The 12,213-nt window shown below is 42.7% G+C and carries 9 protein-coding genes; all 9 read right to left on the reverse strand.

Features of this window, described 5'->3' with window-relative positions:
- Window positions 1-17: 17 nt before the first annotated feature.
- From FYJ75_RS07515 to FYJ75_RS07555, 9 genes are read right to left on the reverse strand one after another with little or no spacing between them, the layout of a single operon-like run.
- A complete protein-coding gene (locus FYJ75_RS07515) occupies window positions 18-1,016 on the reverse strand; it encodes a peptidylprolyl isomerase (RefSeq protein WP_154429842.1) in 999 nt (332 codons plus the stop codon).
- Between the two features lie 22 nt (window positions 1,017-1,038).
- Entirely contained in the window at window positions 1,039-2,439 is a 1,401-nt protein-coding gene (locus FYJ75_RS07520; RefSeq protein ID WP_154429843.1) for an NAD(P)/FAD-dependent oxidoreductase, read from the reverse strand.
- A gap of 12 nt (window positions 2,440-2,451) precedes the next feature.
- A complete protein-coding gene (locus FYJ75_RS07525) occupies window positions 2,452-2,715 on the reverse strand; it encodes a glyoxalase (RefSeq protein ID WP_154429844.1) in 264 nt (87 codons plus the stop codon).
- Between the two features lie 47 nt (window positions 2,716-2,762).
- Entirely contained in the window at window positions 2,763-3,389 is a 627-nt protein-coding gene (locus FYJ75_RS07530; RefSeq protein WP_154429845.1) for a Maf family protein, read from the reverse strand.
- Window positions 3,386-6,979, reverse strand: a complete 3,594-nt coding sequence (addA, locus tag FYJ75_RS07535) for a helicase-exonuclease AddAB subunit AddA (protein ID WP_154429846.1) — start codon at window positions 6,977-6,979, stop codon at window positions 3,386-3,388. The genes FYJ75_RS07530 and addA overlap by 4 nt, the downstream gene beginning before the upstream one ends.
- Window positions 6,976-10,398: a helicase-exonuclease AddAB subunit AddB gene (gene addB, locus FYJ75_RS07540; RefSeq protein ID WP_154429847.1), complete on the reverse strand. Its 3,423-nt coding sequence runs from the start codon at window positions 10,396-10,398 to the stop codon at window positions 6,976-6,978. Before addB ends, addA begins: the two co-directional genes overlap by 4 nt.
- A gap of 33 nt (window positions 10,399-10,431) precedes the next feature.
- The gene (locus FYJ75_RS07545) at window positions 10,432-11,001 is read right to left on the reverse strand and encodes a cytidylate kinase-like family protein (protein WP_195838968.1); all 570 of its coding nucleotides are present in this window, start codon (window positions 10,999-11,001) and stop codon (window positions 10,432-10,434) included.
- A 22-nt stretch (window positions 11,002-11,023) separates the two neighbouring features.
- Window positions 11,024-11,716 (reverse strand): LrgB family protein, encoded by a 693-nt coding sequence (locus FYJ75_RS07550; RefSeq protein ID WP_154429849.1) that lies wholly within the window; start codon window positions 11,714-11,716, stop codon window positions 11,024-11,026.
- A 1-nt stretch (window position 11,717) separates the two neighbouring features.
- Window positions 11,718-12,089, reverse strand: a complete 372-nt coding sequence (locus tag FYJ75_RS07555; RefSeq protein ID WP_154429850.1) for a CidA/LrgA family protein — start codon at window positions 12,087-12,089, stop codon at window positions 11,718-11,720.
- Window positions 12,090-12,213: the final 124 nt, after the last annotated feature.

Genomic DNA, 12,213 nt, shown 5'->3' on the forward strand with positions numbered 1-12,213 from the left:
AAATCCCCCTCGTTATTTTAATCTGTCTCCTCACTCATGCAGTTGTCATATACCGCAAAGAACGTATCTGTTGTGATGGCAGAACTATCCTCAATCGTTACTTTTGACCACATCTTCTCATTCAACTCTGTCACAGCTTCATCCACATATTGATTATACATATCTTCAAACTGTGCTTTCTCTTTGTTTGTCAAAATCTTCTGTTTATTTTCCTCGGTCAGCGCAACATCGAATTTATTCACACATCTGAAAAAATAATAACCGCCATCTACATCAATCCGGTCTGAGACCTCACCATTATTCATTCCAAAAGCTTTGTCTTCCACGTTCTTTGGACATTCCCCTCTTGCAAGTGTTGTTTCAATACCAGATGCCTCATTATAAGCAGCTGCCACTGTTTCAAAGTTCTCTCCTGCAGCCAGCTTCGATGCGACCTCTTCTGCTTTGTTCAGATTCGATACATAAATCTGCTGTACCTGCATCACACGTGCTTCATCATCGCTGATTTCCTCATCCACTCCACTGATTAACGTGCGATATAATTTATCTGCAAGCGCATAGTTTGTATAATATTCTTCGATGTGTTTCTGACTGATCCCCATATAACTGATCTCTTCTTTGGAAAGAGATTGGTAATATTCTTCCGCAGCTTTTTTGACAACCTTTTTATCATCTGCATCAAGTTCAATCCCCTGTTCCTCTGCAAGAAGATCCATACACATGATCCGGCTTAACTCGGATAATGTTACTCCCTTTACATACTCCTGAAGGGATTCATCTCCAAAGTCATAATCCCACAAATCGACGCCATATACATTACCGTATAGATTTTTATAATTGCATAAGTATAGTCTGGCTTCTTCCAGACTGCACGCATGATTATTTATCGTAAATACCGATTTGCTGCTCATTACCTTCGTGTTAATTACAAATTCTGTATTTCCAACCCGGCATCCAGTCAGACATCCGGATGCCAGCACGATGGCCAGCATCATTGCGACTATCTTTTTTTTCATTTTGGTTTATCCTATCGTTTGATTATGAAAGTTTTTCCAGAATGCTTCTTGCAACAGAAATACCATTTGCAGAAGCCTGCTGCAGTCCTCTTGTCACGGAAGCGCCGTCACCAATTGCACGAAGTCCGCACACACTTGTCTCGAAATCTTTGTTTACAACAACTTTATTTGAATAGAATTTCACTTCCACTCCGTATAACAATGTTTCATCACTGGCAATTCCCGGAGTAACCTTGTCCAGTGCCATGATCATTTCCTCAATGTCCACCATGATCCGGTGTGGAAATACAAGGGAAAGATCGCCCGGAACCGCATCTTTTAATGTCGGGATCAGGTTATTTCTGCAAAGACGTTCTTCCGTTGTCCGGCGTCCTCTTTTGAAATCTCCAAAGGTCTGTACCAGAATCTTGCCGTCACAAAGCATGTTGGAAAGCTGTGCAATCTGTTTACCATATTCGATTGGAGTCTTGAATGGTTTGGTAAAATTCTTTGATACCAGTAATGCAAAATTGGTATTATTAGTCTTCATATCCGCAGATTTATAAGCATGGCCGTTTACCACGGCAAGTCCATTATCATAATACTCTGTCGCAACCTCTCCGGAAGGATTGGTACAAAACGTACGCACTTTATCATCAAATGTCGGCGTATGATATACAAGTTTTGCTTCATACAGGTTTTTATTCAGGAAATCCATAACCTCATCCCGGACTTCAACACGGACACCGATATCTACTGTACCAACCTGTGTTTCAATTCCATGATTGTCACAGATATGGGAAAACCAGTCTGCTCCTTCACGACCGACAGCGGATACGATCTCATCTGCATAAATGGTCTCACCTTTATCTGTAATGACACCTTTTGCGCAATTATCTTCGATAATAATGTCATCGACCATGGTATCAAACAGCATTTCCACACCACTGTTTAACAGATGCTCCTGCATTCTCGCATAAATCTTATATCCTTCTTCGGTTCCAAGATGACGGATCGGGCATTCAATCAGCTTTAAGTTCGCAGTAATTGCCTTTCTGCGGATCTCACGGATCTCCTTTTCTTTATCGACACCATACACTTTGGTATCCGCACCAAATTTCAGATAAATATTATCGGATTCCTTTAATAATTCAACGGTCTTGTCGTATCCTAATATTTCCGGAAGATTTCCACCTACATCTGGAGAAAGTGATAATTTACCATCCGAAAATGCACCAGCTCCGGCAAAACCGGTCGTAATAGAACACGGCTTACATCCAACACATACCTTGGTACGTCTCTTTGGACATTCCCGCTTCTCAATTCTTCTTCCTTTTTCTATAATCAGAACTTTCAGATCCGGTTTCTTTTCCATCAGTTCATATGCACAAAATGCCCCTGACGGTCCTGCTCCGATAATCACAACATCATATGTATTACTCATGCTTCTGCCTCTCTATCCTTCTACAATCAGATACCGTCCTCCCGGCACTTCAAAAACTTCACTCTGCTCTTTCAGTTCCTCGTCGGTCATGCCGGAGATATCGGTTCCTTCTTCTTCAAAATATTCTTTCACTTCTTTAAGACTGTCCACAACAACCGCCATGCAGTCCTCAAGAAATGCCTCAGCCTCTTCTATATTTTCTGCTACATTTTCTGCGAAAAGCTGACTTTGTTTTTCCAGAAACGCCTGTAATACTTCCTCATCATATTCGTACATATTTCCCCTCCTCTTTGTCATTAACAGAGATTTCAGTCGTTCTTATTTTACCATAAATATAAGTCGATTCCAATACCGAGAAGTTCCTGATACAGACGGCTTACCGGAAGTCCTACCACGTTGTTGTAATCACCGCGGATTTCTTTCACATGGATTGCGCATCTTCCCTGAATCCCGTAACTTCCGGCTTTATCCATCGGTTCCCCGGTATCCACGTAACGCTGAATCTCGGTTTCCGTCATTGGATACATTGTCACATCCGTTTTCTCATAAAAAATATGTTCCCCGCATCTTCCTTTTTTGTCAATGAAAACACAGGTAACCCCTGTATATACACTGTGCGTATGTCCGGAAAGCATTCTTAACATTTCCATGGCATGCTCCCTGTCTTTCGGTTTGCCAAGTATCTGCCCGTCATAAGCGACAACGGTGTCTGCTCCGATTACCAGAATATCCTGTGGTGTGGTAAGTTCACTGTGGTTTTCTCCATATGCGGACACCATTCCCGCCACTTCTTCCGCTTTTTGTCTGGATAACTCCATGACAACTTCTTCCGGTATGGTTTTCGTAATGATCTCTTCGCCCTTTGCCGGACATATTTCAAACTCCAGCCCAATCTGTTCTAATAATTCCTTCCGCCTCGGTGATCCGGAAGCAAGGATAATCTGATTCATACTTTTATAACCTCCTGTAGCCGGAAGGAATAGATCAGACATTCCTTCACTGCTTTTTCCTGTTCTTCTGTTGAAAATACCCGTTTTAAAGCATCTGCATACAGGCGGAGCTGTGTCTCATAACGTTCCACCAGTTCCTCTGCTTTTTTTACCCGGTCGGTTTTATAATCCATTAATACAATATGTCCCTCTTCCAACCAGAACACATCGATAATTCCCTGAATCAAAGCTCCTTCATAATCCATTACAAATGGTTTCTCACGGAAAAGCAAGCCTGCCTGATCTGCAACAGCCATCCGAAATGCCAGATCTGACTGTACAAAATGAATAATAAGCTCCGGAATCACAAGCATTCTCATATCCTTCGTGATCTTCTCTTCGCGCTCCATTCTGTCCAGTTCTTTTGAAACAAATGTCCCAACTGCCTGTATATCCGTTCTGTCAATCTCACAGATTGAAGCAAAATCCAGACATTCCATCACACGGTGCACTGCCGTACCACGAAGTGCTCCCTGAGCTCCTCCCTCCTCTTTTTCTGAAGTTTCCTGCTGCATAAAAGCAGGAATATAGCTCTCTTTGTCTTCCTTCAGAAAATCCGGTGTTTCCGCTTCCTGCGCATCATAGGTAAGCACCATGGAGTCATGTTTTAATTCGGATACAGAATACTTACTCTTTTTCCCGGCTTCGCTCTGATACGGATATTCATAATCAAAATCTGCGGTAAGCTCCTCCATCAGGTGTTCATCTGCATTCTGTACATTTTCCATCAGTTCCTGATAGCCAATCGTAACCTCCGCCATCTCCAAAGCCTGTTCCATAACAATCTCCGACGGATCAGCGATCGTAATGTCGTATTTCCCCGGATATGACAAAAGTGCCGGAATAATCCAGTCCATATAGCTTTTTGCTCCGATCCGCTGCCCATATCCCAGCTTTTGTCTAGGAAGCGAAGCTCCTGTGTATTTCTGCAGGGTCTGCCCGGCATCTTTTACCGTTCCTGTCAGGATCAGCTTCTCTTTTGCTCTCGTAAGTGCAACATAAAGAACTCTTAATTCTTCTCCAAGATTCTCAGAAAGAATACGGTTCGCAATCTCGTTTCTGACAAAGCATGGACGCTTCATGCGGGGGGCACAGGTCTGCTCATACAATCCGATTCCAAGATCCGGATGCAGAACCATGGCATCTCTTGTATCCATCTGGTTAAACTGTTTGTTTATGCCGGACACAAAAACGATTGGAAATTCAAGTCCTTTACTTTTATGGATCGTCATGATATGGACAACATCCTCCTGTTCTCCGATTACCTCTGCCTCTCCAAAATCCACATCGTATTTCTGAAGCTGGTCAATATAACGAACAAAATGGAATAACCCTTTATAGCTGGTTGCTTCATAAGCAACTGCTTTTTCAAGAAGCATATTTAAATTTGCCTCTCTTTTGATTCCAGCCGGAAGTGATGCCGCATAATTACCATATCTGGTCACATCAAGAATCTCCTGGATCAATTCATGGATCGGTGTATCGGACACCAGCGCACGAAGTTTTGTATACATGTTCCAGAATTCCAGAAGTTTTCCTTCTTCCGCTTCCTCACAGCTTAAAACTGCCGCTTCCGCAAAAGACAGATCCGGATGAAGGATACGGATTTCTGCCAGTTCTTCATCCGTCAGACCTGCAATTGCAGATTTTAAGACAGCCGCCATCGGAATATCCTGATATGGATTATCGAGAATCTTTAACATATTTAAGACGGTCTGTACCTCACTCGATGCAAAATAACCAGTGGAAGATTCCACGTGTGCCGGAATCCCGCATGCTTCCAGTGTCTGGGCAAAATCACTGCCCCAGTCCTTTAAGCTTCGGAATAAAATAACAATATCGGAATAGCGGGCCGGCCTGAGTTCTCCTGTCTTTTTATCCGTCACCTGCCCGTTTTTCATCAGCTTTTTAATACGTTCTGCAACCATTCTGGCCTCAAGCTGTCTGGAACTTAAATTGCTGATATTCTCCAAAAGCTCTGCCTTTGTATCAAAAAGCAAAACCTCTGTATGCATATTCTGAGATTCCGGATAATCCGCTCCATAATATAACGCCGCATCTTTATCATATTCAACGTTTCCAAGATCACTTCCCATAATCTTGTAAAAAATATCATTTACCGCTTCCACGACTTCTTTCCGGCTTCGGAAATTCTGATGCAGATCAATCCTTTGCGTCTCACTTTCGCAGGTATCATACGAAGCATACTTTTCCATAAAAAGTTCCGGTCTTGCAAGACGGAATCTGTAAATACTCTGTTTGACATCACCAACCATCAGCATATTATACTGCTGCTTCGACATCCGGGAGATCGCACACATAATCTCTTCCTGAACCTGGTTACTGTCCTGATACTCGTCGATCATAATCTCTTCAAACAATTCCTGAAATTCCTGTGCTGTCGGACGTTGTTCTCTGGTCGTCTCATCCACAAGAATATTCAGTGCAAAATGCTCAATATCATTAAAATCAGCAATTCTTTTCTCCCGTTTGGTTTTGGCAAGCGTATCCATATATTGAACTGCCACACGGACAAGTTCTTCCACCACAGGCCGCATCCGGTTGAGCTGATCCACCATCTCATCCAGCGAAATCATAAAATATTTCTTTTTGATCTCGTCAATAGATGCCTTGATTGATTTACGTTCGTTCTGTACGCGCTCCTTTTTTGCTTCATCTCCAGTGAAATTTCGTATCGCACTTAAATTTCCAAATGAAAGATTCTCCAGAAATGCGGCAATCTGTCCGTATTCTTCCAATTCCTCTACATTAGATAGAAGTTTTACATCATTTTCCAGTGTTTCATAATACTTCGCCGGCCCGTCTTCCGCCAATGCCAGAGGGAACAATGCCTGAAAGCATTCTCTTGCATCGATCAGCATCGTTTTTGCATATGCCGTGATCTCTTTTATCAGTTCTGTCTGAAGCAGCGCTTCGGCAGAATCCACCCGATACAGGCTGCAAAGGTCTTCCATCCAGCTTTTCGGCCATGGATTACTCTGCGACAGATGATATATTTTTAACACCATATCCTGAACAGCCTGATCATTCCGCTTTCCGGAATATGCATCAATCAGATATAAAAAACGTTCATTGTTTTCGGATGCATAGTTTGCCTCAAAAACTTCACTCAGTACATCTTTTTCCAGAAGCTGGATCTCACCCGGATCTGCGATCCTGAAATTCGGGTCCAGATTGATCTCCTGAAAATGATTCCGCACAACATAAAGACAGAAACTGTCAATGGTTGTGATCTGCGCATTATGGATCAGTGTCAGCTGACGTTCCAGATTCACATCTTCGCTCTGTGTTTCCCGTAACTTATCAATGGCCGCACCGATCCTCTCTCTCATTTCCGCAGCTGCTGCCTTGGTAAATGTCACAACAAGAAGCCGGTCAATGTCTACCGGATGCTTTGGATCTGTAATCTTTTGTATAATTCTCTCTACCAGAACAGCCGTCTTGCCTGAGCCAGCAGCCGCAGATACGAGAATATTCCGATTGTCTAATTTAATTACCTGCTGTTGTTCTTTCGTCCAGTTCATACTCATTCTTTTCTGCTCTCCTGCACTGCCAGTTCTGTCTGCATCCGGTCAAACACCTCATCTTTTTTCAGATTTTCAAGTGTTCTTACACGATACCCCGGAATCTTCGGGTCCAGTCCACATACGCCCTGATACGGACAGTAATTACAACTGCTTTCCATACCTGATGTATATGGATTCACACTGATCTTTCCCTGATAAATTTCCCTGCCGCACGTTTCAATTCTTGAGCGCACGAATTTCTGGATCAGATCAAATTCCCTTGTCTCCGCCACTTTGGAATTCCGCTCATGAATGGTTCCCTTTTTCGTCAGCTGAACCGGGATCACATCGGATTTTTCTTCAAATTCATCATCCATCGCCCGGTAAACATCCTCATCCCTGTTCACAAGCCCATCCGGGCACAAAGCCTTTAAGATTGCCTGTTTATATTCTTCCTCTGAAAGATCTGATTGTTCCTGCATTTCAATAACCGGATCGTCAATATGATAATAAAATATTGCGCCTGGCACCATTTCAAGCTGTGGATGTGCTTTTCTTTCAAGCTCAATGGCTGCATTCATATAGACAACAAGCTGAAGCTGCATTCCCTGATATATTTTTACGAGATCAAACTTTGTATTTCCCGATTTATAATCAATGACCTTCACAAATAACCTGCCATCTTCCTGACAGACATCAAGGCGGTCAATCCTTCCCGTCAGTTTCATCTGTTCCTCTTTATCCAGTTGAAACTGAATTGCCTCAAGATCTTCTTCCCTGGAAAAAGAGATTTCAAATTCCGATGGAACAAATCGCCCTTTACGCACCTGCTTTGTCAGAGCCCATATCGTCTGCTGCAAAATATGCTGCATGCGCTCCAGCTGATGTCTGCTTTCCGCTGCTTCATATGCTTCCGGAACCGAATACTCTGCGACAGCCTGTTCAAATGCTTCTTTTGCCATGTCATCCCGGATCTCTTCCGGAACTGTGAACCAGTCATATTCCGATTCTTTCAGATGCACACTGTAAATCTGCAATGCCTCATGATAGATATTTCCCATATCCATTTCCGCAAAACCACAGATATCACGTTCTCTTAACCTCAGTCCGTATTGCAGGAAATGGGCATATGCACACGCTGCAAAACGCTCAAGTCTTGTGACAGAGCCTTCCAGTGTTCTTCCGTATATTGCCCTGGCAATCGCCCTGCTGATCGGCTCATCTTCATAATGGGCAAACTCTGCCGTAAGAATCTGTTCGAATGCCTCTTTTCCTTTCTCACTGTCATCCTTAAGAAACCATTTTGCCAGCGCATACCAGTGTTTTTCACGCTCTCCACGAATCAGATAATCCAGTGCTGCTTCGGGTGTCACATGATCCAGAACCGTTGTAAGTTCCTCTTCCATCTGCACTTTCATATCCGGAAACATTCTTAGTACCGTTCCGATCAGATAGGAAGGGCGAAGACTCTTTCCATCACGATCCACACAGGCATACGAAAGGTACAGCTTTTCGGATGGCTTGGTCAGGTTCAGATACAGGTAGAATTTCTGTATAAATACCTGTTCTCTCGGTCCTGGTGCAAGCTCCATATCATTTTCTGAAAGAATCTGCCTCTCATATTCGGAAATAATGCCGCCCTGTGCTCCTGCTTTTGGAATAATTCCATCATTAACCCCGATAAAAAACAATGCTCTTACATGATTCAGACGCGTTCTTTCAATATCTCCGATCGTCACACTGTCATATCCGGGCGGAATCACTGCAACCTTTGCAGCGTCCAGTCCGGCATCCAGTACTTCCACAAATTCCTGTATCTCCATATGGTCTTCACCAAGAAGACTGTAAATCTTATCAAAAAGATCCATGACAATGCGATAAATCTGTCCGTATTCTTTCGCTTTTGTCTGCATCCCGGCTTCCAGATACTGCTGTTCCCGCTCGCCAAGCTGCGCTTCGATTCCAAGTTCTTCGATCAGATGATATAATGCCGTCAGCTGTTCGCCAACGGTAGATTCTTTTTTGTGAAAAACCTGATAGACTGGTGCAAGTGCCCCATAAATCTGTCCCCGAAGTTCCTCCATACGCTCAAGATCCGTATTTTGCTTATTACGTGGCATTCTGAGAAATTTTCTGCTCCAAACAGATTTCCCCCGGATTCCTGTTGCAAGCACGTAATTTTCCAAACGGTCAATATCTGCTTCCACGATTCCGCAGAAGCCGCACCTTAAATAACGGAACACGGCCTGGTATGAAAAATCACTTGAAACAATCTCCAGTGCCGCCCTGATAAATTCAATAAACGGATGAAACAAAATCTCTCTTGTGCGGTCCAGGAAACATGGAATCTGATATTTTGCAAACACATGCTCCACATAATTGCCATATGTATCCATATCTCCCGTCACGACTGCAATATCTTTATAACGATACCCTTCCTCTCTTACGAGATGACAGATTCTGCGCGCCACAAGCAGCATCTCTTCTCTTGGATTTTTCACCGCTGAGATGCCAATCTCCTGAATTTCACCGAATTTTCTCTGATAACTCGGACGAAACAGATTCTGTTCCATAAAATACAAGGATGGGGCTTTGGCGAAACGCCATTTTGCTCCATCCGAAAGAATGACAGGTTCCCTGACCTCGACATTCAGCTGTTCACACATCTTCTGCAATGCCTGTATTGTTTTCTTCGGCATGTGAAAAAGCTCCTGAACGCCCCTGCTCCGGTAAAAGTCTTCCCTGGCATCGATTGTAAGTGCTACCCAAACAGAATCTGCAAGCACCAGAAGTCTTTGCATAAGTTTCATCTGAACCGGAGTAAAACCGGTAAATTCATCAAAAACGATTACACTGTCACGAATAATTTTCGACTGATCTGCCACATCAGAAAGAACCGTCAATATCTCTTCCGCAGTAATATAGCTGTCCTTGATATATTGCTCAAATCCCTGGTACATCGTAATGACATCTGTCAGTTTTGCTGAAAAAACCTGGGAGCCACGTCCACTTTCCACAAACGCTTTCAGGCATTCCGGTGTAATATTATACTGCATCAGTTCGGACAAAAGTGATTTTAATTCGCTGATATACCCCATCCGGTTCAGGTTCGGACGCAGTATCGTCAGTTCTTCTTCTTTCTGCTGTGCAACCTTGCGCAGCACAAGATTCTTTCCTGTCTCTTCCAAAACAGTCAGATTCTTCCTGCCCAGCTCATCAAAAACACGGTATGCAAGACGTGGAAAACTCACTACATCAATATTCATGATTGCTTTGTTCGGCGCAAGATCTACCAATTCACGCTGCGTCTGCATCGTAAACTGCTCCGGAACTACAACAAGATAGGTTTTTGTCGGATTGGCTCCTGCTTCTTTCACAAGCTGATGATACATATATACGGATTTTCCACTTCCGGAATTTCCCAAAACAAATTGTAAAGACATTGACCCTTTCTACCTTTCTGATAACTATATTTATTATCTCACTGCCGAGTCAATATAGTCAATCAGAACCTTTAATGTATGTTCTTCTCCGATCCGGTCCGTATCCAAACACATGGTATAGTTTCTGCCATCTCCCCAGTGCTCGCCCGTATAATATTTATGAAAAGTACTTCTTTTATCGTCCACTTCATCGATCAGACGAGAGGCTTTTTTCTCATTCAGTTTCTGAAGTTCCATTGTTCTTTGTACCCGATGTGTTCTGTCACTGTGAAGGAAAAATGACAGACAATCGTCTCTGTCCTGATAGATATAGTTACCGCATCTTCCGATCAGAACAAATGACTCTTCTTCAATCAGACTCTTTAAAATATCAAATTCCTTATGCCAGGACTGATCCGTACCATTTTCGATCGCAATTGCATAAAGCAGGCTGTTCATTGGTTTTTCAGAAAAAAATGATTCCATTTCATCCAGAATCCCTTTTTCTTTTGCTTTTTCTACCAGAATTTCTTTATCATATAATGGAAGATGATAATGTTCTGCAAGTTTTTTCCCGATCTCATGTCCGCCACTTCCTGATTCTCTCGCAATTGTAATAATCATATAAAATTCCTCCCTGTATATCCTAATAAATTCCTGCATAAATCATGGACAAAACTACCGTGATCAGTCCGGACACTGCAATCGAAAGACTGCTCATTGCCCCCTCGATCTCACCAAGTTCCATCGCTTTTGCCGTACCAACCGCATGGGATGCTGAACCGATCGCAATTCCTTTTGCAATTGGCTCCTCAATCCGGAACAGTTTACAGATAAATTCTGCTGTAATATTTCCAAATACACCTGTGATGATAATGACAGCCACGGTAATTGTTACCACACCACCAAGCTCTTCGGAAATTCCCATTCCAATTGCTGTCGTAATTGACTTTGGAAGAAGTGTCACATATTCTGCATGGCTTAACTTAAATAACATCGACAGAACAAGCACACAGGTTACACTTGTGAGTGCTCCTGACACAATGCCAGCCATGATTGCCCGGATATTTTTCTTTAAAAGTTCAAACTGCTCATATAAAGGTACTGCAAGACATACCGTTGCCGGAGTCAGCAGATATGACAGATATTTTGCTCCATTGTTATATGTGTCATAATCAATATGACATACAAGCAGAATAATAATCACTGCTGCAATGGAAAAAAGCAGTGGATTCAAAAGTGCAATTTTTGTCTTCCGCTTGCACCATACACCAAGTTCATACATCGCAATACTTATCATAACCCCAAAAAACAGGGACTGCATCATTAAATCGTTCATCCTAATTCTCCTTTGCTGCCTTTGCTTTCTTCTCTTTACGGATCACCGCCTGTGTAACCACTCCGGATACTCCCATAACAATAATGGTTGAAACCACCGTGATTACAGCAACCGGAAGTAAAACCGGCTGTAATACGCCCCAGGATTCCAGCAGACCAACACCTGCCGGAATAAACATAAGCGGCATGATCTCAATCAGGAATTTGGCCGTATCTTTGACCGCTGAAAGCTTAATGATTCCGGTCTCTAATGCAATAAATAAGATTACAAGTCCATAAATACTTGCCGGAATCGGAAGTGGGACGATGTATTTTAACACTTCTCCGATAAATGATATGGCAAGTATGATCATAAATTGTCTCAAAAATTTCATAATTATAATCCGCCTTTCTGCGAAAGGCACCAATGCGTCATGAAACACTTTGGCTAACTTCCGCTTTTCTAATTTATATTCCTTCTGATATTATTTACCTATAAGACTGACACACTACAGAACA

This window comes from Roseburia porci (assembly GCF_009695765.1).
GTDB lineage: Bacteria > Bacillota > Clostridia > Lachnospirales > Lachnospiraceae > Roseburia > Roseburia porci.